At 59.1% G+C, this 21,901-nt stretch carries 20 protein-coding genes; 14 read left to right on the forward strand and 6 right to left on the reverse strand.

Going from position 1 to position 21,901, the window contains the following annotated elements; genetic code table 11:
- The first annotated feature begins 95 nt into the window (after positions 1 to 95).
- The 11 genes from CKW17_RS23870 to CKW17_RS23915 all read left to right on the forward strand — a co-directional run bounded on the left by CKW17_RS23870 (position 96) and on the right by CKW17_RS23915 (position 9,003).
- Positions 96 to 557, forward strand: coding sequence for an N-acetyltransferase (locus tag CKW17_RS23870; protein WP_095122117.1), 462 nt, complete (start codon positions 96 to 98; stop codon positions 555 to 557).
- A 228-nt stretch (positions 558 to 785) separates the two neighbouring features.
- Positions 786 to 1,436 carry a DedA family protein gene (locus tag CKW17_RS23875; RefSeq protein ID WP_007910892.1) on the forward strand — a complete coding sequence of 217 codons (651 nt, stop codon included), beginning with the start codon at positions 786 to 788 and terminating at the stop codon, positions 1,434 to 1,436.
- A 4-nt stretch (positions 1,437 to 1,440) separates the two neighbouring features.
- Positions 1,441 to 2,253 carry a zinc-dependent peptidase gene (locus tag CKW17_RS23880; protein ID WP_095122119.1) on the forward strand — a complete coding sequence of 271 codons (813 nt, stop codon included), beginning with the start codon at positions 1,441 to 1,443 and terminating at the stop codon, positions 2,251 to 2,253.
- A 112-nt stretch (positions 2,254 to 2,365) separates the two neighbouring features.
- Positions 2,366 to 2,893, forward strand: coding sequence for an inorganic diphosphatase (gene ppa, locus CKW17_RS23885; protein ID WP_003205933.1), 528 nt, complete (start codon positions 2,366 to 2,368; stop codon positions 2,891 to 2,893).
- A gap of 223 nt (positions 2,894 to 3,116) precedes the next feature.
- Positions 3,117 to 3,863: a helix-turn-helix transcriptional regulator gene (locus CKW17_RS23890; RefSeq protein WP_095122121.1), complete on the forward strand. Its 747-nt coding sequence runs from the start codon at positions 3,117 to 3,119 to the stop codon at positions 3,861 to 3,863.
- Between the two features lie 504 nt (positions 3,864 to 4,367).
- Positions 4,368 to 4,550, forward strand: a complete 183-nt coding sequence (locus tag CKW17_RS30675) for a winged helix-turn-helix domain-containing protein (RefSeq protein WP_305883399.1) — start codon at positions 4,368 to 4,370, stop codon at positions 4,548 to 4,550.
- A 60-nt stretch (positions 4,551 to 4,610) separates the two neighbouring features.
- Positions 4,611 to 5,288, forward strand: a complete 678-nt coding sequence (locus CKW17_RS23895) for a restriction endonuclease (RefSeq protein ID WP_305883400.1) — start codon at positions 4,611 to 4,613, stop codon at positions 5,286 to 5,288.
- A gap of 64 nt (positions 5,289 to 5,352) precedes the next feature.
- Positions 5,353 to 6,438 carry a macro domain-containing protein gene (locus tag CKW17_RS23900; protein WP_095122123.1) on the forward strand — a complete coding sequence of 362 codons (1,086 nt, stop codon included), beginning with the start codon at positions 5,353 to 5,355 and terminating at the stop codon, positions 6,436 to 6,438.
- Positions 6,439 to 6,645: 207 nt separating this feature from the next.
- On the forward strand, positions 6,646 to 7,821 hold the full coding sequence (locus tag CKW17_RS23905; RefSeq protein WP_095122125.1) for a diguanylate cyclase: 1,176 nt from the start codon (positions 6,646 to 6,648) through the stop codon (positions 7,819 to 7,821).
- A gap of 178 nt (positions 7,822 to 7,999) precedes the next feature.
- Positions 8,000 to 8,506, forward strand: a complete 507-nt coding sequence (locus tag CKW17_RS23910; RefSeq protein WP_256586290.1) for a hypothetical protein — start codon at positions 8,000 to 8,002, stop codon at positions 8,504 to 8,506.
- Between the two features lie 62 nt (positions 8,507 to 8,568).
- A complete protein-coding gene (locus tag CKW17_RS23915) occupies positions 8,569 to 9,003 on the forward strand; it encodes a hypothetical protein (RefSeq protein WP_007910907.1) in 435 nt (144 codons plus the stop codon).
- Positions 9,004 to 9,027: 24 nt separating this feature from the next.
- Here the strand turns inward: CKW17_RS23915 and CKW17_RS23920 are convergent, their stop codons facing one another.
- From CKW17_RS23920 to CKW17_RS23945, 6 genes are read right to left on the reverse strand one after another with little or no spacing between them, the layout of a single operon-like run.
- Positions 9,028 to 9,840 carry a YfaP family protein gene (locus CKW17_RS23920; RefSeq protein WP_095122130.1) on the reverse strand — a complete coding sequence of 271 codons (813 nt, stop codon included), beginning with the start codon at positions 9,838 to 9,840 and terminating at the stop codon, positions 9,028 to 9,030.
- Between the two features lie 3 nt (positions 9,841 to 9,843).
- Positions 9,844 to 11,463, reverse strand: coding sequence for a DUF2300 domain-containing protein (locus tag CKW17_RS23925; RefSeq protein WP_095122132.1), 1,620 nt, complete (start codon positions 11,461 to 11,463; stop codon positions 9,844 to 9,846).
- A 1-nt stretch (position 11,464) separates the two neighbouring features.
- Positions 11,465 to 16,039, reverse strand: coding sequence for an alpha-2-macroglobulin (locus tag CKW17_RS23930; protein WP_095122133.1), 4,575 nt, complete (start codon positions 16,037 to 16,039; stop codon positions 11,465 to 11,467).
- Positions 16,036 to 16,686 (reverse strand): DUF1175 domain-containing protein, encoded by a 651-nt coding sequence (locus CKW17_RS23935; protein ID WP_095122135.1) that lies wholly within the window; start codon positions 16,684 to 16,686, stop codon positions 16,036 to 16,038. Before CKW17_RS23935 ends, CKW17_RS23930 begins: the two co-directional genes overlap by 4 nt.
- Positions 16,671 to 18,383: a DUF2138 domain-containing protein gene (locus tag CKW17_RS23940; RefSeq protein ID WP_095122136.1), complete on the reverse strand. Its 1,713-nt coding sequence runs from the start codon at positions 18,381 to 18,383 to the stop codon at positions 16,671 to 16,673. Before CKW17_RS23940 ends, CKW17_RS23935 begins: the two co-directional genes overlap by 16 nt.
- 34 nt (positions 18,384 to 18,417) lie before the next feature.
- Positions 18,418 to 19,209, reverse strand: coding sequence for a YfaP family protein (locus CKW17_RS23945; RefSeq protein WP_095122138.1), 792 nt, complete (start codon positions 19,207 to 19,209; stop codon positions 18,418 to 18,420).
- Positions 19,210 to 19,487: 278 nt separating this feature from the next.
- Between CKW17_RS23945 and CKW17_RS23950 the strand changes: the two genes are divergently transcribed.
- The 3 genes from CKW17_RS23950 to ispA all read left to right on the forward strand — a co-directional run bounded on the left by CKW17_RS23950 (position 19,488) and on the right by ispA (position 21,872).
- Positions 19,488 to 20,633: a Fic family protein gene (locus CKW17_RS23950; protein ID WP_095122140.1), complete on the forward strand. Its 1,146-nt coding sequence runs from the start codon at positions 19,488 to 19,490 to the stop codon at positions 20,631 to 20,633.
- A 112-nt stretch (positions 20,634 to 20,745) separates the two neighbouring features.
- The gene (locus CKW17_RS23955; RefSeq protein WP_003228627.1) at positions 20,746 to 20,988 is read left to right on the forward strand and encodes an exodeoxyribonuclease VII small subunit; all 243 of its coding nucleotides are present in this window, start codon (positions 20,746 to 20,748) and stop codon (positions 20,986 to 20,988) included.
- Positions 20,985 to 21,872: a (2E,6E)-farnesyl diphosphate synthase gene (ispA, locus tag CKW17_RS23960; RefSeq protein ID WP_095122142.1), complete on the forward strand. Its 888-nt coding sequence runs from the start codon at positions 20,985 to 20,987 to the stop codon at positions 21,870 to 21,872. Before CKW17_RS23955 ends, ispA begins: the two co-directional genes overlap by 4 nt.
- The last annotated feature ends 29 nt before the right edge of the window (positions 21,873 to 21,901 follow it).

Genomic DNA, 21,901 nt, shown 5'->3' on the forward strand with positions numbered 1-21,901 from the left:
CTGCGCCGGTTTAAGGCAGGATCGAAGCACGGCCGCACGGGTTTCCCATCGCCGTCAGAGCAGTTGAAGACAGCCACTTGAAGACGAGACCTATCATGCGGATTATTCAAGCGACCCTCGAACATCTGGATTTGCTGACCCCATTGTTCGTCAAATATCGCGAGTTCTACGGTTCCCTGCCTTACCCGGACTCCTCCCGCGCGTTCCTCGAAAAACGCCTGCGCCGCAAGGAATCGGTGATCTACCTGGCCCTGGCCGATGATGACGACAAGAAACTGATGGGCTTCTGTCAGCTCTATCCGAGTTTCTCCTCGTTGTCGCTCAAACGCGTGTGGATCCTCAATGACATCTATGTCGCCGAAGACGCCCGTCGCCAACTGGTCGCCGACAACCTGATCCGCACCGCGAAGAAAATGGCCAAGGAAACCCAGGCCGTGCGCATGCGCGTCTCCACCAGCAGCAACAACGAAGTGGCGCAGAAAACCTATGAGTCCATCGGGTTCAAGGAAGACACCGAGTTCAAGAGCTACGTGCTGCCGATCAGCGAAGAGCTCTGACTGCACAGGCAACGTGTGATGAGGGAGCCCGCTCCCTCAGGCACCCGAATGCTTCCTGACAATTGTTCACACCTCGACATCCCTCGCTACAAAACCAACACGCTTTTCATCCCTCAGACCGTATAATCCCGAGCTTTCCGGCTTGTAAGAAAAACTACACCCCGCTGTAGGCTTACACGAAGTCATCCGCACAGGCCTGCCGAGTCGGGCCGTCAAACAGGTGCCCCCATGGATTTCAACCCGCTCGACCTTATCCTGCATCTCGACGTTTACCTCGATTTGCTGGTGAACAACTATGGGCCATGGATCTACGCCATCCTGTTTCTGGTGATTTTCTGTGAAACCGGTCTGGTCGTGATGCCTTTCCTGCCGGGTGATTCACTGTTGTTCATCGCCGGTGCAGTTGCCGCTGGCGGCGGCATGGATCCGGTGCTGTTGGGCGGACTGCTGATGCTCGCGGCCATCCTGGGCGACAGCACCAACTACGTGATCGGACGAACGGCCGGAGAAAAACTGTTCAGCAACCCGAACTCGAAAATCTTCCGTCGCGATTACCTGCAAAAAACCCACGATTTCTATGACAAACACGGCGGCAAGACCGTAACGCTGGCGCGCTTCCTGCCGATCATCCGTACCTTCGCGCCGTTCGTCGCCGGTGTGGCGAAGATGCCATACCCGCGCTTCTTCGGTTTCAGCGTGCTGGGCACCATCCTCTGGGTCGGCGGTCTGGTCACGCTGGGCTACTTCTTCGGCAACGTACCGTTCATCAAGAAAAACCTGTCGTTGCTGGTAGTGGCGATCATTCTGTTGTCGCTGGTGCCGATGATCCTCGGTGTGGTTCGCAGCCGTTTCGGCGGCACCAAAGCGCAATCGCACTAAGCCGATGTGGTCGCTGAGCGCCTGGCGTCGCCAGCGCATTCTGGCGAAGTATCCGATTGCCGACGACATGTGGCAACGGGTGCGCCATCACCTGAGCTTCCTTGACGGTATCAGTGCAGCCGAAGACCAGTGGCTGCGCGAAGCCAGCGTGCTGTTCCTCGACGACAAACACCTGAGCGCCCTGCCCGGCGTCGAACTGCATCAGGAACAACGCCTGCTGCTCGCCGCCCAGGCGCAATTGCCACTGCTCAATCTGGGCGACCTGAATTGGTATCAGGGTTTTCACGAGATTGTTCTGTATCCCGACGATTTCCTCAGCCCGCAACGTCATCGTGACGCCAGCGGTGTCGAGCATGAGTGGGACGGCGAACACAGCGGCGAAGCCTGGCAGCAGGGGCCGATCATCCTCGCCTGGCCCGGCGTCATGGCCAGTGGTGGCTGGGAAGGCTATAACCTGGTGATCCACGAACTGGCGCATAAACTCGACATGCTCAACGGCGACGCCAACGGCCTGCCGCCGCTGCACACCGACATGCGCGTCAGCGACTGGGCCGAGGTGATGCAACACGCCTACGACGACCTCAACCGCCAGCTCGACCATGACCCGGACGCCGAAACCGCCATCGATCCCTACGCCGCCGAGAACCCGGCGGAATTCTTTGCGGTCACCAGCGAATATTTCTTCAGCGCCCCGGATCTGCTGCACGAGGCTTATCCACAGGTGTATGCGCAGTTACAGCTTTTCTACCGTCAGGATCCGTTGAGCCGGTTGCGGCAACTTCAGGCCACAGACCCGGTCTATCAAGCGCACGACTAAGCTCTGCACGACTTTCGGTACATGGCGTCGACGGCAGAATATGCCTATAATCGCCGCCACTTTTTGGTCAATCCGGCCAAGTGTTTTTGGTCAACTACGGGGGCAACGCCCAATGAGCTACAGCAAGATTCCGGCTGGCAAAGACCTGCCGAACGACATCTACGTCGCGATCGAGATCCCGGCCAACCACGCGCCGATCAAATACGAAATCGACAAAGACAGCGATTGCCTGTTCGTTGACCGTTTCATGGCCACCCCAATGTTCTACCCGGCCAACTACGGTTACATCCCGAACACCCTGGCTGACGACGGTGATCCCCTCGACGTGCTGGTTGTGACCCCTTACCCGGTTGCTCCAGGCTCGGTAATCCGCGCACGCCCAGTCGGCATCCTGAACATGACTGACGACGGCGGCGGCGATGCCAAAGTCATCGCAGTGCCACACGACAAGCTGTCCCAGCTGTACGTCGATGTGAAGGAATACACCGACCTGCCGCCACTGCTGATCCAGCAGATCGAGCACTTCTTCGCGAACTACAAAGATCTCGAAAAAGGCAAATGGGTCAAGATCGAAGGCTGGGCCGGTGCTGACGCCGCCCGCGAAGCGATCACCAAGTCGGTTGCCGCCTACAAAGGCTAAGCACCTGCGCTACGCGTGATGCTTGAAGAAAACCCCGGTTGATCCGGGGTTTTTTGTGCTCGGGAAAAGCCGCCTTAAACATAGTGTTTATGACGGACTACAGAAAAGTTTTATCTTGTGTAATTTCCCACAAGAACGTCTTACATCCCGTCGCAAAATTCAGTCCGTTTTTGAACGCCCGGTTTATTCAAACCGCTCTGGCACGGCCGTAGACTCCGTGTTTATGAGAAAGAACACTAGCGGTCCAAGATTCAAGGCACTCCTGGAAGCAGCGAACATCTCCACGACGGGTTTCGCAAAGTTCTGGGGCACGGAAGCCCAAAATGTCCACAACTGGTACACCCGGGGCGTCCCGGCGTATCGCATGGAAGAAGTCTCACGCCTGCTGTCCGTCAACAGCGAATGGCTGAAAACCGGCGAAGGCATAAAAGAAGCGCCGAGCCTGAATCAGCCTGCCAGCAATGGCGACAGCTTTGATGCCCACGACCCCCAAGGCGCCTATCGATTCATCCATCCCAACGACATCGAACTGGCCTTCTTCAAAGAAACACCACTGAGCAACGGCTCCGACAAAACCCACGTCATTCAGGATACGGATCTCTCCATCCGGCTGCTGCGCGCGCCCCTTGATCAACTGGAAATCCGCCCCGCCGACGCTATCTGTGCACACATGATCGGCAACAGCATGGCCGAACGCATTGAAGACGGCTCCATCGTCGCCATCGATCGCGGCCTGACTCAAGTGGTGGACGGCGAGATCTATGCCATCGAACACGACGGCATGCTGCGCATCAAATACCTGCACCGTATGCCTGGCAACGGCCTGCGCCTGCGCAGCCACAACAGCGCCGAATACCCGGACGAAGTCTTCCGCCCGGCGCAGATCGAGGAGCAACGCATACATATATTGGGCTGGGTATTCTGGTGGTCGACAGTGAGCAAGCGGCGGCCGGTGGTGCCGTTTCTCTAGAAAACGGTGAGGTCTCTCGTCTTACATCGATCCCTGTGGGAGCGAGCCTGCTCGCGAAGAGGCCCGGACATTCGGTACAAATCCCGGATTTCTGGCGTAGAAGTCGCTCTAAACCGCACTTCAGACTGGGAATCCCAAGCAAAACTCAGTATCCTGCGCCCCACATTTGCGCATCGACCCGCCCTGCGGCCCAGACAGCGCCCGACGCGGCAGACCAACGTCTGACCAAGTCCCACAGCCGGACGCAGATCCGGATGTACGTTTTGAAGGCTGGCAAGGCTTACCAAAAATAGGCCAAGCCAGTCCCCGAGAAGCCGGCCACAAGCCGGCTTTTTAATGCCTGTGAGAAAGTGAACCAGCCAGATATTCGACATATGTGCGAACTGAGACATAGCGACTTACGTTTTCACGCAAACAGTGCTTACTCTCCAAGGCATCCTCAGCGAGCGTTAATTTATACTCGCCCGCCGGTTAGTTAAAAACCTTCAGCACAGGGATGCGCCTATGTCCGTTCCAACCTACGATCAGTTCATCGAACCGATTCTTCGTTTTCTCGCCACAAAACCCGAGGGTGCGATTGCTCGGGACGCTCACGAAGCGGCAGCAAAAACACTGCAACTGACCGAAGCACAGCGCGAAGAATTGATCGCCAGTGGTCAGGCTACCTACAAAAACCGTTCAGGTTAGGCGCACGATCGACTCAAACGTGCCGGTCTTTCCAGCAGTGCCAAACGCGGGTATTGGAAATTGACCGATGCAGGCGCGCAATACGCCAAGGAGCATGCATTTCCACTGTCGGCCAAGGACGTGGAGCATTTGGCAATCGGCTACATGAATGTGAAGCTGAAGGTCGCGCCTGATGCTGAACCATTAGACGACCAACCAAACATTGAGCCAGACCTGACCTCCGCCACCGAAAGCCCTGACGACCGACTGGAGCGAGCGCTGAAGGAATTGCGCGATGCCACGGCGGCGGACCTTTTGGATAACTTGCTGCAAGTTAGCCCCAACCGTTTCGAAGTGATCGTGCTGGATGTGCTTCATCGACTGGGGTATGGCGCCAGTCGCAATGATCTGCAACGTGTCGGCGGTTCCGGTGATGCGGGTATCGACGGCATTATCTCGCTCGATAAATTGGGATTGGAGAAGGTTTATGTTCAGGCCAAACGCTGGCAAAACACGGTTGGCCGGCCTGAACTGCAGGCGTTCTACGGAGCACTCGCCGGGCAAAAAGCCAAGCGCGGCGTATTCATCACCACGTCTGGCTTTACCGCGCACGCTGTTGACTTCGCTAAATCGGTGGATGGCATTGTGTTGGTAGACGGAACGCGACTGGTGCATCTGATGATGGATCATGAGGTGGGCGTGACATCGCGCTTGTTGCGGTTGCCGACGCTGGATCGCGATTACTTTGATGAGGAATAAGGTTTGCCGCTCTCTGATCTGGCTCTTGCTCTGCTAGTCCATGCGCGCCCCAAATGGTTTTCCAATGATCAGATTCACCCAAGGCAACCTGTTGGAAGCCAAAACCGAAGCCTTCGTCAACACGGTGAACACCGTGGGTGTGATGGGTAAAGGCATCGCGTTGATGTTCAAAGAACGCTTTGCGCAGAATTACCGTCTGTATGCAGCAGCGTGCAAGGCCGGTGAAGTAGAAACCGGCAAAATGCACGTGACGGCCACCAATGAACTCGATGGCCCGCGCTGGATCGTGACCTTCCCTACCAAACGCCACTGGCGCTCTCCCTCGCAAATGGCCTGGATAACCGAAGGTCTGCATGACTTGCGTCGTTTCTTGATAGAAAACGACGTGAAGTCCGTCGCCGTCCCACCGCTAGGTGCTGGTAATGGTGGACTGAAGTGGCCCGAGGTTCGCGAGCAAATAGTTGAGGTACTGAGTGATCTGGATGTGGATGTATTAGTGTTCGAACCCTCCAATCAGTATCTGAACGTCGCTAAACGCAGCGGTGTGGAGCAGCTCACTCCGGCACGGGCGCTGATTGCAGAACTGGTGCGACGTTATTGGGTTCTGGGCATGGAATGCAGCCTGCTCGAGATTCAAAAACTGGCGTGGTTTCTTGAGCGTGCAATCGAGAAACTTCCGGGAACTGAGAACCCGCTGAATCTCAAATTCGTCGCTCATAAATTCGGACCCTATGCCAATCGATTGGAGCATCTGCTCAACAATCTGGATGGCAGCTATTTGCATTGCGCCAAGCGCATCAGTGATGCGGAGAACACTGATGTGATTTGGTTTGATCAAGATCGCAGAGCCTTTTTGCAGACCTACCTCAAGACTGAAGCCAAGGAATACTCCCAGGCTTTGGAGCGCACGGCCGAATTGATCGATGGTTTTGAATCTCCTTTTGGCATGGAGCTGCTAGCGACGGTCGACTGGTTGCTGATTCATGATGGTGTTGCGCCAACCGTTCCGGCTTTACGCGAAGCACTGATGAAATGGGATGGTGGCTCCAGCGCTGCAGCGCGGAAAAACAAGCTGTTCGACGATCAAGCTCTGACTATCGCGATCGAACGCCTGACTTCCAGCAGCTTCAGTCCAAACATGGCGGCCTGACCATGGAGCGAAACAGGGCAATTGCAGCAGGACAATTGCTCTGCTGCCTATCGCAATGGCATAGGCAATCCTCAGGTCCACACGCAAACACTTGCCAGCCTCATCCCCCACAGTGCTAAATCCCGCCTTATAACCACCCCCTCTGTTTTTACCCGCATTCCCGCCACCGGCCGGATTCCGGTATTGAGCCTCACGGGAATCCACGGAATGGCCCTGCATATCCCGACCCTGCTGGTCGTTTCAGTCTTCGTCTTCTTTTTGATGGGGCTTTTGACGCTGCACGCCTGGTATCGCGAAACCCGTGAGCCGCCGCTGGCGTACCTCGGCAGCATGATGCTGCTGGGCGCCTTGGGCGTGGTATTGGTCAGTTGGCGTGATCGAGGGGTCGACTTCATTCCCATTGTGTTCGGCAATGTTGTTCTGTTACTCAGTGCAGCGATGAACTGGACGGCCATGCGCACGCTGGTCGGGCGCAGACCGTCAGTGTCCGGCATTCTGGCAGGCGCGTTCGCCTGGCTGACCTTGTGTCTGATTCCCGCCTTCTACGAGTCGATGCCAAATCGGGTTCTGATCTACTCCTTGCTGGCATTCGGTTACGGCGTGCTGACAACGCTGGAGCTCTGGCGCAGCCGCCACACTCTGGACGTCGCGTTTATGCCGGCGCTGGTGCTGACCGTTCTGCACACTGTGTTCTACGCCGTTCGCAGTGCGACCGATGAAGGGCTGCCGGTGACAAAGGCGCTGCTGGGCACTGGCGAGGGTGTGCCGTTTTTCTCGTTCATGCTGTTCGAGTCGATGCTGTATGTCATCGGCATTGCCTACATCACCCTGGCGATGGTCAAGGAACGTGCAGAGCTCAAGCTCAAAGCGGCGGCGTTCAGCGATCCGCTGACGGGCATTGGCAATCGTCGCGCGTTCATGATGAACGCCGGCCAGTTGCTTACTGAAAGCCAGCAACACGCAGAACCGGCGGCGTTGCTGCTTTGTGATCTGGATAACTTCAAGCGTCTGAATGACACCTATGGCCATCCCGTTGGGGATCAGGCGTTGATCGCGTTCGGCCGGATCGTGGTCGAGAGCCTGCGCAAGGACGATGTTTGCGGGCGGATTGGCGGTGAGGAGTTTGCCTGCCTGCTCAACGATTGCGATGAGCAGACTGCACTGGAAATTGCCGAACGGATCCGCCGTTCGTTCTCGCAATTGTCGATTCTTGAGCCGGGTCTGCTCAGCGTCAGCATCGGCGTGGTGACTACCCGCGAATCCGGCTACGACTTGTCACGTCTGCTCTCGGAAGCCGATCAGGCGCTGTACGGCGCCAAAGACAAGGGGCGTAATCGTGTACAGACGTTGCGTTCGCTGTACTTGAGCCTTGCCGATAATTAATGCCCAACAAACGGCCATTTCAATAAGCCATTAGCACATCCGCCCTAATTGCCCCAGCCGGCACCCGCCACTAAATTTCCATTCTGTTTTTGTGCATTACAAAAGCGCCAAGGAATGGAGCAACACCATGTCATCATTTTTCAGATTGAGTAAATCCCTCGCTCTACTGACTGCACTCTTGACTGCCACCTCAGCGTCAGCGGAAGAGCCGAACCCCGTCGGCGACTGGTGGATCATTTACGGCAACGGCGTTCCGCACAAGAACATCATGTATGTCGCCGACAGCACATCCGTGGTGCCGTCGACGCGTACCAAGGGTGCGCAAATGCTGGCGGTGACGCTGGTGTATGAAGAGCCGGGCAAGCCAATGATCGATGCCTACAACCTGGAAGTTCAGTGCAAGACCAACAAGGTGCGGTTTGTTAATGGCCAATCGGTGGATCGAATTGCCTACATGCTGCGGCACCTGAAAGTGAACGAGCAATGGCAACAGCCGAAGGAGTTCTGGGTGCAGCGCGCTTTGGCTTTCGTTTGCACTCCAGAGAAAAAAGACATGATTGCAGTGGGCAAGATGGAGCACTTGCAGATGATTCAGGGCATGCAGCAGATGTTTTTCAAACTTGCACCGATTCAAGAGAAAGGCCAGATGATGGACAACCTCGACGCGATACTGGGCAACAAGTAACAGCCTGATTTCTGGGCGCTGCAGCGCGCTATTTCGTCTCGCACATGACACCGGGAGTCATGATGAATCAATGGACTAAAACGTTACTGACGTTGCTGATAACAGCCACAGTCTCAATGATTAATGGCTGCCACCTGATTGCACAGTCGCGCTGGGAAGGACGGGATGTTCAGGAAGCACTCGATCTGTTCGGTAAACCCGACTCAATGAAAAAACAGACCGGTGCCAACGGCGAAAATCTGGCCGTCCTGACCTGGTTCAAATCCTCCAGCTGGACCACCACCGAAGCTGCCGGCACTTCAATGAATCACACCGGCAACGGCATGGTGTACACCGAGTACTACGAGACGGTCGGGCATAGCTCTGACTGCAAACTGGAAGCGACCGTCAATAAAGCCAAAAAGATCGTACTGTTCAGGATCGAGGACGGAAAAATCATTCATGGCAAATGCATCAACGTTCCGTTCGTACCCGGTTACATTCCGCCCGGTTTCTAGTGCTATCCCTGAGCGAGTACCTGCTCAGGGATAACTGAATGACTTCACCAGCGTCAGCTCTCCCACCGCGCGCATAGGGATCAGAAACGTCTCCATCTTCTCGCTCGGCGTGCCCTCTTCGGTAATCACCGTCACCTGCGCCGTGGTCAGCGCCTGCACCGCCTCATCGCCGCCCTCGTCGTCCCCGCGATAGCCACCGCCGTAATAATTCACATACACCAGATACTGGCCCTTGATCGGAGCAGGCATGGCGAAGATTTCCGGGCCGTAGCCGGTGGTGACGTCGACGTCGAGCGCGGCGCCGTTGGCGGCGCTGCGGTTGCCGTACCAGATGTGCGCGCCGTCGGGGGTGACGAGGTGCAGGTCGAGGTCGGTGCCGTCGCTGTCCCACGCCAGCAGTACGCGCAGTTTGGCCGGGGTGGCGCCGCCGCTGGTGTTGAGGAATTGCGTACGATGACGTTGCTGGCCGTCGGGACTGCGCACTTCGACGCTGTTACTGCCGTTGGGGAACGAGAACGGGCGGTCGAAGCGGCCGCTGGCGTCGATTTTCAGCGGCATGCTCACGCCATTGACGATCAGGCGGCCGGGTTGGTTGTCCTTTCGCGCCGCTTTGATCTCGCCGCTGATGCGCGCGGTGTTGGCCTGGCCGACCGGGGTGTTGACCGATGAGGCCGGGTAGTTGACGGTCTGGCGGAAGCTCTCGCCTTCGCCTTCGGGGGCGCCGCTGCGCCAGCCGCCGACTGGGGTGTCGAGTTTGACGCCGTCGGCAGCGATGGCCGGCGAGAACGCAGTCAAGGTGCAGAGCAGCAGCAAGACCTGTGGATAACGGAGTGTCATGGTCTATTCCAGCAAAAGATGACGGGCGAGCCCTTCGATGTAGGTTTCATCCTGGCCCTTGGGGTGTGCTTCGAAGGCCAGGTGCAGATATTCGTGGGTCAGGTCGAGGCGATCCTGCAGAGTCAGTACGCCACGCACGTAAATACGTTGGCGTTCGCGATCGACGAAGGGCCTGCCGAACGCCAGTTTGCACACGGCGAATGTGCTGACTTCGTTGTAGCCGGTTTCGCTTTCCAGCTTCGGACGCCAGCCGCGTCGCTGTTTTTGCAGCCAGTCCTGGGCTGCGGGCAATGCTTCGCAGGAGGCGACCGGATTGTCCCAGCGACTTAGGCTGGCGCGCGGATAGGCGTGCAGCAGAATCGCGTCGTAACGTTGACCGGCCTTGGCTTGCTCGACGGCTTGTTGCCAAGCGAGTTTGTCCGGGCCGGGTTGATCGGAGTGATAGGTGACGGTGCTGCCGGCCAACACCAGATCTGCGGTCCACGCCGCGATGTTGCGTGATTCCATCGAAGCTGGCCGTGGTGCGACGCGCTGGCGATTGCTGCTGTCATCGATGCTCAGGCAGTCGCCGTTGCGTGTGGCGTTTTGCAGCAGATAAGTGCGAATCGCCACGGCGAGGGCTTTCGCGGCTTCGGCAGGTTCCGGTTTGGCTTCGCGCTCCAGTACGCGGGCGACGTACTCTTCGCGATCAAGCCTTGCGACGAGTTTGTCGTTGAGCAGAAACAGTTCGCCATCGCTGTGGATATCCAGCGCGTTGCCGTTGGCGAACTCGACGCGGTAGTCGCCCTGCAACGGGCCGGATGTCGCGAGGCGATCACCCGCTAACACCTTCGAAACCGGGTACTTCGAAAACAGGCTGACTTCGACACAACGCCCCGCCTCCGCGGGCCAGGCTGCCGGCAACACGGTCGCCAATGCTTGGCCGTAATGCCGCAAGACCATCTGACTGGTGCCTCGCCCACCCGCCCATACCGGCGCGCCATCTGCCGTCCAACCAGCAAACCCACCCTGCCGCGACTGCGGATCCTGATCGCCAAGCCAGCTCCAGGTTTTCACCCGCAAGCGCCCGCCCAGTTCACCAACGACATTGCCGTCCGCCGCGTTCAGCACCACGTCGAGTAGCACTCGACGCGCCTGATCCTGCGCCGGTAGCGAGGCCAGAACCTTCAGCAACTCAACCACGGAAACCCGTTGAGCCGGTTGCACTAACGGCAAATCCAGCAACCACGACGGCGCCTGCCGCGCCTGCCAATACGTCCGCCACTCAGCAGCAGAAATGCCCAACCGCGCTGGCTCAAAGTACAACCCGCAGGATTTCACCAACGCTTGATCACGCTCGATCCTGCCGCCCGCCGAGCAGCAATAAACCTCTTCCTTCGACTGTCCGCGACATTCATACGCAGGCTCACGCGCGCCGATGTCCACCAGCCACGCGTAGACAAACAACTTCCACAGACTGCCCAGCGGCGTATCCAGCGATGACGGCAACGGTTCACGCTTGATCAGTTGCGTCTGACTCAACGACAACAACTCGCCCTTATAGGCCACGCGCAACGGCTCGTCCTGCGCCGTCGCCAGCGCAGGCATCACACACATCAGCAGCCACAGCAGCGGCCGACTCATGTCAGTTGACCGTGACCTGACCGAGGGCGGCTTTCGCTTCCTGGGCCTGATGCTGCGGCGCGTAAACTTGCTTGAAACGCACCGGCGGCAAGTTGAACTGGCCCTTCTGCGAGAAGCGCACCAAGTGGCGCAGACGCAGCTCGCCGCTCAACGCATCGACGGGCACCGCGTAAGCCAGTTGCCCCGGTTCGAAGCGCGCCTTCTCCAGCGCCGTTGGTTCGGTGCCTTCCTTGCCCTGCAACTTGATGCCCCACGTCGTGCGCTCAACATCGGCACCCGGTGGCAGCGGCACTTCGAGCATGCCATAGCGCAGGGGTTTCGGCGCTTTGCTGGTGAGGATCACTTCGTCCAGATACAGGCTGTCGCTGGACAGCGGCTTGGTCCCGACTGGCTCGAGTTTGAAGGTGAACGCTTCGTCGCCCGGCACCAGTCGCGACAGGCGACGGGTGATGGTCACGGCCATTGGATCGACTGGCGGTTGCTGGGTCTGGAAGCTCAACGCCGCGCGCAATGGACGCTCTTGCGTGCCCGACACGGTCAGCACGCTCGGCACTGGCGCCGCGCCTTGCCACGTCCAGTACATTTCGCCGCTGGCGCCGTAGTTTTTCTTCCAGCCTTCACCCGGCGTCAATGCGATGGTCGGCGAAGCCTGAGCGATGCTGCGTTGCAACCAGGTCAGCGCCAGCGCACGTTCGAGGGTCGATTGCTGCGGCAACAGTCGTTGCAACAGCGCTTGCGCACGCGCCTGATCAAACGGTTGCAACGACAGGTTCAGCGCTTCGGCAAACGGCTGCGAGCTGACCGAAAGAAGCTGTTGTGCAGCGCCCACCTGACGATTGAACGCGTCCGGCAAGGCGACTTTCGACTGCGTGGCCAAAGAGGCGGTCAACACCCGCGCCGCCGCCAGTCCGAGCGCCGAATCCGGATCGCTCATCACCAGACTGTCTTCGCCATCGTCCATCAGCGTTTCTGCATTGCCTTCACCGGCCTTGGCCAGATCGTCCATCAAGCCGCTAAGCAGCGTGTTCACCGGCAAATGCATCTGCTTGGCGAACGACAGAATCAGCGCCCGTTGCAGTAATGGCGTGTTCGGCGCTTGCTTGGCGTACACCTCCAGCACTCGCTGCCAGTGCTCCGGCGGCAAGGTCAGTTCCAGCACTTGGCTGGCGTTAAAGTCAGCGTAATAGGCGTAGGCAGTAAGGAACGCATCCGGCTCACCGTCGTAACCCCACCAGGTGAAACTCGCCGATGGCCCGGCCATTTGCACCAGACGCAGACGGCTGTTCTGCATGATCAGACGCAAGCGATCACGGATCTGCGGATTCGACGCGAGCGACGGATAAGCAATGCTCAGCGGCAGCAAACGACTGGCGGTCTGCTCGACGCCGCCGTACGGATAACTCAGCAGATCATCGAGTGCCGAGCGGAACAACGCTTGCGGACTGTCATCCAGACGCAGACGAATATCGGTGGCATCCGCCGGCAGACTCAGCGCAGTGTCGCCACTGGCGACATCAAGGCTTTGCGTCTGCGTCACTTGCCAGCCGTCACCGGTCGCACTCAGGCGCACTGCGAGGGAATCGGCGGTCTTGCTGTCCTGCACCAGCTCCGCCGTCCACTCGCCAGAAGCCAATGTGAACGCCGGCAGCGGCAGGTAGTTGATGCCGTTGTTCAGGGTCACCGGCAGGCGTTGTTCGACGCCAGCGTAGTGAGTGACCAGTTCAGCCTTGACCGGTTTCTCGGCCTGACTGAACGCGAACACGCCAAGTTGCGGCTGATCGCCCTTGCGGAATTTGCTCGGGCCGCTCCACTTCAGGTACAGCGGTTTTTCCGAGCGAACGAACTGCTTCTTCTGCCCAACCTGACCGTCATCGGCGATGGCGCGGGCAGTGATGCGCCAGCGGGTCAACGAGTCCGGCATTTTGAAAGTGAAGCGGGTTTTGCCGTCGGCACCGGTCAACAACTCCGGTTGCCACGCAGCGGTATCGACGTCTTCACGACGCGGCCGCTCCAGCACTTTCACCCCGCGCTCGCTGCGGTTGGCTTTGCCCGGCGCGCCCGGGCTGCCCGGCAACGCGACATCGTAACTGATGAACGACAGGCTAGCGCTGGTGCGCACGTTGTTACGGCGCGGGTGATAGAAGAACTGGTCGATGGTCGGCGCGACTTCCGGTTGCAGCGCATAAACCATCTCGTCAACGACGCTAACGGTCAGATGCGCCGGAACGGCTTTGCCGGCGAACTGCGTAGTCAGGTCAACCGTGACCGTGTCGCCAGGCAAATACACCGATTTGTCAGTGCTGATCGCTACGTCGATTTGCGGCGCGACCACTTTGATCCCGGCGTTCTGAAAGCTGTACTGACCGCCCTTGGTGTAGAGCACGGAGAAGGTCAGATTCGGCGCGAAGTTGTCCTTCACCGGGATGCGTGCGCGGTATTGGGTGTCGCTGAGTTTCTCCAGTTTCAGCCAGTCGCCGCCCTTGGCCAGCAGCGCGGTGGCTTCGACCTTGTCGCGCTCCAGAGAAAGCAGAGCGTCGCTGACCGGTTCCGGGAACGTGATCAACGCCAGCGCTTCATCGCCAGCCTTGTACTCAGGCTTGTCGAGGACAATTTCCACGGTGCCCGGCACTGCCTTGACGCCATCGCCGGTGACCGAATGCCCGGTGGCACCGAGGACGCGGCCGTGTTGATCTTTCAAGGTCAGGTTGTAGGTGCCCGGACGTTCGAAAGCGAGACTGAAGCCCTTGTCCGTCGCCGCAAGTTTGCCTTCACCGGTGCTCTGGTCTTCCAGACGCACCCAGCCATACGTGCTCGGCGTCACCGCTTTGCTTTGTTCAGTGCCGCCCTCGTTGGCGTAGCTGAACGCAACCTTGTCGCCAACCGCGCTGAAGCGTTGCGGTGCACTCAGACGGAAGCTTGCCGCGCCACGGTCGATAAGGATTTCCTTGGTGGTCTTGACCCGATACGCCGCGCCATCGCTGGCGAACACAGTGAGCATGTAGCGGCTCGGTTTGTCGGCGGCAGGCAGGTCGAGGGTTGCATTGCCTTTGCTGTCGGTGGTCAGTTCGGTGCTGGTCAGTTCCACCGGGAATTGCCCGAGGTATTGCAGCTCGTTATCGACCATCGACAGTTGCTGGGCACGCAGACTCAGGGTCAGTTTGGCGTTGGCCACCGGTTTGCCGTCCGGGTAGAGCAACACCAGACTGCCCTTCACCGGTTCGCCGGTGCGGTAATCCTGCTTGGCCAGATTCAGCGAGATTTCAAAGTGCGGCTTGATGTACTCCGCCACACGGAAGGCGCTGCTGTAGGCCTGATCCTTGTAGTTGAAGCGAATCTCGTAACCGCCCGCGACGGCGTTGTCCGGCAACTGGAAGCGGCCCTGAGTGCCGGCCTTCGAATCGAGTTTCAGGTCAAGGTGTTGCAGCTCGGTACCGGTGGCATCGAGCACGCTGACCGTGACATCTGCAGCGCCCGGCAACACCGAGTCCCGCGCATTTTTGAACTCACGGCCGACGATCTTCAGCGACACCCAATCACCCGGGCGATACAGCGGCCGGTCGGTGAAGGCATAGAGTTTGGTGTCGTAGATTTCGCTGTCGTAATAGAAGTTTTCCGAGACGAATACACCGCCCTCTTCGTCCTCGCCGATGACGAACGAACGTTCAGGGCTGACGTGTTTCAGGCGCAGCAAGCCATCGGCATCAGTCGCGCCACTGCTCATCACGCCGAGGCCATCGGTCCATAGCACATTGACCTTCGGCACCGAACTGCCTTCATGTTTGCGCGCAGCCCAGACCAGTAATTCATCACCGGCAATCTTGCTCACTGCGACGGTGTTGGAGACGAACACCATGGTGGTCGCGCGGTACTTGCCGATCAATGCTTCGACCAGATACAGACCCGGCTTCAGATTGCCCAACGGGATGTAAACGTTGCCCGGCGCGACACTGACGAAATCGCTGGAGGAGCCGGCCAGATTGACCCCGGCCGGTGGCTGAATCGGCTTGGCCTGCCACAACGGATAACGGAACTGGCTGACCACCGGTAGACCCGGAATCAGCGCAAATTGCGGCTGCGCGTCATACGGAGTAGGCGCGACCATGGCGTTGCCCATCTTCAGTTCCGGCACTTCCTCGGTGACTTGTTTGCGCGACTCATAGGAGAACGCGCGCTGCATCACCCGACGGGATTTGCGGTACCAGTTGTCCCACAGGTACGCGAGCGTGTTGGACAGACCTTCACCCTTGAACTGGCCGTCGCTGACCACGCGGTGCAGATTCTTCTGGCGCTTGAGGAAATCCAGCGGTTTGTCGATGCGGTAAACGCGAATGTCGGCGCCGCCGTAAGTTTCCATGCGGAAACGACGATAGTCACGGCCCGGCGCTTCGAGGCGCACCATTGCCTGTTCATCGGCAGCGAAACTGCTGTCGGCGAGCAGGAAGAAGCTTTCACCGGAGACTGGCGTGTAGCCGCTCGGCTCGACCGAATCTTCAGCGTTGGCGGTGGCCAGTGGCAGCAACAGCGCCAGCAGCAATGGAATTCGGGAGCAGAGTCGCAACATGCGGGCACCGGTCATTGGGAGAGAAAGTTCAGTCGATAGACGCCGATGAAGTTGGGGTTGGCTGCGTCGGGTATCCATCGGGTGTCCTTCCATGTCATGAGTTGCTGCAGGCTTGCCGAACGCATGCCGTTGTCAGTCGGGGTGGTGGTGCCGGTGTGATAGGCGATGTAGCGGCCCATCCAGATCATCAGGTGCTGGTCGTCGCCCTGATCGAAAAACATCAAGTCACCGGGCCGCGCCTGCGACACGTCGCGGCTGACCAGATGGCTGTTGAACTGAATCAGTTTGATCGCGTTGACGTACGGCCCGACCTTGCCGCCGCCCTGCTGCCATTGCTGGGCAAGCTTGCGTTGCTCATCGCTCAGCGAAAGCTCGGGCGGCAGGTAGCGATTGGACAGGCCATTGCTGCGCAGCCATTTGTCGTCGTGGACTTTCAGCGCTTCGTTGGCGGCAAAACGTACCAGCCCGGCACAATCCTGCTGATACCAGCGCGGGCTCGGGCCCTGGCTGAGTTGCTCTTGGGCGATGCGCACAAACCACGCGCGAAACACCTGGGACTGCGCCGGATCGAGTGCGGGTGCTTCAACGGCACGGGCGCCCGCACTGAGCAACAGCGCGAGCAGGCCGAGGCTACGGATCAGTGTCGTCACAGCGCTTTCCATTCCAGCGGCAACCACTGCCAGTGGCCATCCGGCTCGCTGCCTTCCGGCAGCGTCAGGGCATATTTGCCATAGCCGCCGAGGGTGCGCAGTTTCGGAATCAGGTAGGTTTGCGCGGCGTTATAGAAGACCGGCTCCATATCCTGTGGCAGGCTGTCGAGGGTTTCCTGCTGCATCAGTTGCGCCATCGAATCCGGGCCGAAGTAGATCGGCATCAGCACATCTTTGGGCAGCACATCGGCCATCGGCGGGAAGCGTTTGTCGAGGGTGCCGAGGGCCTTGTCGACCAATTTGTCGTCGAGGGAAAACAGCAGTGTCGAGCCGTGACGGGCGAGGCTGACTTTCATGAACGCCTTGCCGCTGATTGCGTCCGGATTCTCGGCAGTCTTCGCCGCATACGGGCCGAAGTTGGAGCTGACCTGACGCTGCCAGACATGGTTCTGGCCTTCTTGTTTCTCGACCACGGGGAAGACGTTTTCTTCGACGTTGGCTTCGAATGCGCCGACCATCGAACCGAACAGCTTGCCGAGATCGCCATCAAGTTTGCTGCTGTCCTCGTCTTTCAGACTGGCCACCAACAGCGGCGTGTACAAACGCGAATCGGCGTACCAGCACAGGCCCGCCGCGCCGGCCACGTGTTCGGTGAGGGTTTGCGCCACGGCTTCTTCGGCGCCGAGTTTTACCAGCAGTGGTTTTTGCGGTTCGGCGGCGACCGGCAAGGTTACGCAGGCACTGGCGCCGAGTGGCATGGCTTGCCAGACTGGTTTGAAATCGAAGTCGGGCTGGTTTTCCAGTTCGTCCATGGCCAGGTAGCTGTGCCAGCCCTTGTCGTCCATGTCGAAGCGCAACCCGGCGAAGTTCGGGATGAAGCGCTGATAACCCATGGCGAGAACGCTGGAATTGACCGACAGACGCTGCTTGGTTTCTGGGGTTTTCGCTGGCAGACCGAAGGCTTCAGGAAATAGTTTTTCGCCGTTGAGCAGCGCCGCCAGTGCTTGTGGCGAGACATGGCCCGACTCTTCAGACGCGCCGCTTTCCGGGTCGTAATATTTGGCCGGATTGGACAGCACCACCAGCTTGTCGCCGTGGGAGGCGAACAGTAGGGCTTTGCTGGCGTTATAGGTCAATTGGTACAGCGGCACGCTATCGCCGCCGACCTTGAGTTCGCCCATCTGACTGAGCTGCGTGTCATCCAGCGCTACTTTCGCCAGCGGCTCCAGCAGTTTCGCCAGCCCACCACGATCCATCACCAACAGAAAATCCTTCAAGCGACCATCCGCGCCACGCCACAGCGCGACGTCGGCTGGCTGATCGAAAAGCTGCTCGATCAGGCTGTCCTGCAGCTTCAGATCATGCTCGTAGATGATCCGGCGCAGGCTACCGATCAGCCCGAGGCGATCAGCATGGGTTTCGTAGTAGAAGACGAAATCTTCGGTGAGCGTGGCCTTGAGGAACGGCACGGTCAGCAAGTCCTTGGGCAACTGGCTCAGCGAGCGGGTTTCCAGCAACGCATCCGGGCGGCTGAGGCCAAGCTTGTCACTGGCCAATTCCGCCGGCGGCGCCTTGGGCTTGAGCAGCAGCCAGCCAAAACCACCCGCCACGCCGGCCACCAGGCACAACCCGGCCAGGAGCAAAGGCCAGCGCCGCGAAGGTTTGGCCGCTGGCGTGTCGGCAGCCGGAGTAACAGTGTTATCGCTCATCTTCACAAACCCAGTTTCATCCGTGACGGGATGCTTAATAGTTGAAAGTCTTGACCAGCAGCAGATCACCGATCGCCCGCAGGGGCACGATGAACGTTTCGCGTTTTTCGTCGACAGTGTTTTCGTTGAGCACCAGCGTGATTTGCGAGGTGATCACCTCGTTCTGGTTGCTGGTCTCCTCGAAGTTATAGCCGCCGTTGCCGAAGTTGCCCCAATAGTTGACGTAAACCAGATAGGTGCCGTGCAGCGGCGCGGTCATGGTGAACATTTCCGGGCCCGGGCCATCGACGCCATCCGGGTCGAGGCCGCCGCCATTGTTCAACGCCGGACGCGCCCAGAACGCATGCTGACCGTCGGGCGTGACAATGTGCAGATCGAGCTCGGCTTTCGGATCGTCCCATCCCAAGACAAGACGAATACGCGCCGGCGTGCGCAAATTGTTTGCTTCATAAAATTGCACACGCTTGAGCGACTGGCCCTCGGCGCTGATCACTTCGACGCTGTTGGAGCCCGCGCCGAACGCGTACGGCCGGGCGAAACGGCCCTGGTCGTCGGTGTACAGATTCAGTGGATTGCCATTCACCGCGAGACTGTGCGGCGGGCGCATATGGCCGATGGCCTTGAGCTGGCCCTGGATCATCGTGCGATTGCGCTGAATGCCGCGATCGATCGGCGGCGTCGGGTAGGCGACTTGCGGGTTTTCCGTGCGATCAAGCAAGCCGTGATAGCGCCAGCCGCCCACCGGTTCCGACAACTCAGCGCTCGGCGCCGCCAGCAGCGCGGGTGCGCAGGCCAGGCCGATCAGCAGCCAAAGAAATGAACGCATGTGATGCCTCCTGCCATGCCTGAACGAAACCTTGCACCCGATCCTCGGTACTTCACAGCGGTGAAAACTGCGTTTCGTCTGAAAGACCCGTGACTATAGGGTCGTAGAAGGCGCGAAGATTAGCCATTTGGCGGTTTTTTAACAATCGGATACATGTGCTTTTGCTGTAGGAATCACGCCAATCCGGTGGACGGTGAGCCGAATAGCCGTCATATTCGGCTCACAAAATGAGCCGAATAGCTTTTCTATTCGGCTCACGGACTCAAGGCAGGCAACGAATGGCAACTCACTGGATCTGGCAGCAGCCCGATTGGCCCGACTTCAACTGGCAGGCAGAACGCCTGGCACCGTTGTTGCGTGAGTGTGTGCAGGCGCAAGGTCAGTTGATGGGTATGGCCGGTTCAGTAGGTGACTCTTTGGGGGCTCAGACCGAGCTGGACGCCCTTTTGCAGAATATCGTGACGTCTTCGGCCATCGAAGGTGAGCAACTGAATGTCGGCTCCGTGCGGTCATCCTTGGCGCGACGTTTGGGCCTGGAGTTGATCGACGGCGATAAAGTCAGCCAACGCAGTGAAGGCCTGGCGCAACTCATGCTTGATGCCACCCGTCGATTTGCCGAACCGTTGACGCTGGAACGCTTGCTGGAATGGCACCAATGGCTGTTTCCCGATCAAGAGGCTGACCTTACTGCGCGCTCAATGCATGTGGGTGCGCTGCGGGGTGACGAGCCAATGCAGGTGGTATCGGGTCGCATTGATCGTCCAACGGTTCATTTCGAGGCGCCACCTCGCCAAGGTCTTGAGCAGCAGCTCGAGCAATTTCTCCAATGGTTCGAGGCCAGCCAGCATCAGACAGCACTGGACCCGATGCTTCGTGCGGGCATCGCCCATTTCTGGTTCGTCACCTTGCATCCGTTCGACGATGGCAACGGCCGTCTGACCCGCACCATCACTGATCTGGCGCTGGCACAGGGCGAAGCGCAAGCGATCCGTTTCTACGCCATGTCGGCGAGCATTCTGGATGATAGGTCCGGCTACTATCGGATTCTGGAATCGAGTCAAAAAGCCACACTGGACATCACTGAATGGCTCACATGGTTCCTGCAAACCTTGCTACGCAGTCTGCAACAAGCCATCACCCGCATTGAAAGCGTGCTGGGCAAGACGCGTTTCTGGCAGGCACACCGCGAGTCCGAACTTTCGGCGGAGCAGGTCAAAATGCTCAATCGTCTGCTCGACGGCGGCGAGCGGGGCTTTGAGCACGGCATCAGTGCCGGGCAATATCAAGCGGTGGCGAAAGTGTCGAAGGCCACAGCAACCCGACACCTTGCGGAGTTGCTGGAGAAAGGTTGCCTGCAACGCTTGCCGGGAGGTGGCCGTAGCACGCGCTACCAGATCAATTATCCGGACAGAGCAGCCCGTTAAACCCAACCGCCACAGAGTCATGTTTGCCCTTGAGAGCCGCCCCGCTCATTTGCCCATAACCCCCCTATCTGCTAGTGTCGCGCCGGTTTAACGTCAACCGGAAATCGCCGCCATGGCCCGCAAAAAAGCTGCACTGGATTTCGAACAGTCCCTCGCCGACCTGCAAACACTGGTCGAGCGTCTGGAGAACGGTGAATTGTCGCTGGAAGACTCGCTGACCGCTTTCGAGCAGGGCATCGGTCTGACCCGTGACTGCCAGGCAGCGCTGGCGCAGGCCGAGCAGAAGGTGCAAGTGCTGCTGGAGCGCGATGGCGAACTCGCCGAGGAACCCTTCGACGCGGAACAGCCAGAATGATCGCGGCGTACACGGCGAGCAGTCAGACCCGGGTTAACGCAGCGCTGGAAACCCTGTTCAACGCGCCGTTGCCGGAATTGGCGCGGCTTTACGAAGCCATGCGCTACAGCGTGATGAACGGCGGCAAACGCGTGCGCCCGCTGCTGGCCTACGCCGCGTGCGAAGCGCTCGGCGGCAAGGCTGAACAGGCCAACGGCGCGGCCTGCGCGGTTGAGCTGATCCACGCTTATTCGCTGGTTCACGATGATTTGCCGGCGATGGACGACGACGATCTGCGTCGCGGCCAGCCGACCACTCACAAAAAATTCGATGAAGCCTGCGCGATTCTCGCCGGTGACGGTTTGCAGAGTCTGGCCTTCAGCGCCCTGCTCGACCCGCGCCTGAGCGATTGCAGCAGCGATATTCGTCTGCAAATGGTCACCGCGCTGGCTAACGCCGCCGGCCCGGCAGGCATGGTCGGCGGTCAAGCCATCGACCTCGGTTCGGTCGGCCTCAAACTCGATCAGAAAGCCCTCGAACAGATGCACCGGCACAAGACCGGCGCACTGATCGAAGTCAGCGTCAAACTCGGTGCTCTGGCCAGCGGCCGCGCCGAGCCGGATGAACTGCGCGCCCTGCAGACTTATGCACAGGCCATTGGCCTCGCTTTCCAGGTGCAGGACGACATCCTCGACGTCGAAAGCGATACCGAAACCCTGGGTAAACGCCAGGGCGCCGACATCGCCCGCGACAAACCGACCTACCCGGCGCTGCTCGGTCTCGACGCTGCCAAGGCTTACGCGCTGGAACTGCGCGATCAGGCCCTGCACGCCCTGCGACCGTTTGACGCGGCCGCCGAGCCCTTGCGCGAGCTGGCCCGGTATATCGTCGAGCGGCGCAACTGACGGCGTATCCGCCAAAAAAGACCAACGCG

The organism is Pseudomonas sp. Irchel s3f10, from assembly GCF_900187515.1.
Classification (GTDB): domain Bacteria; phylum Pseudomonadota; class Gammaproteobacteria; order Pseudomonadales; family Pseudomonadaceae; genus Aquipseudomonas; species Aquipseudomonas tensinigenes.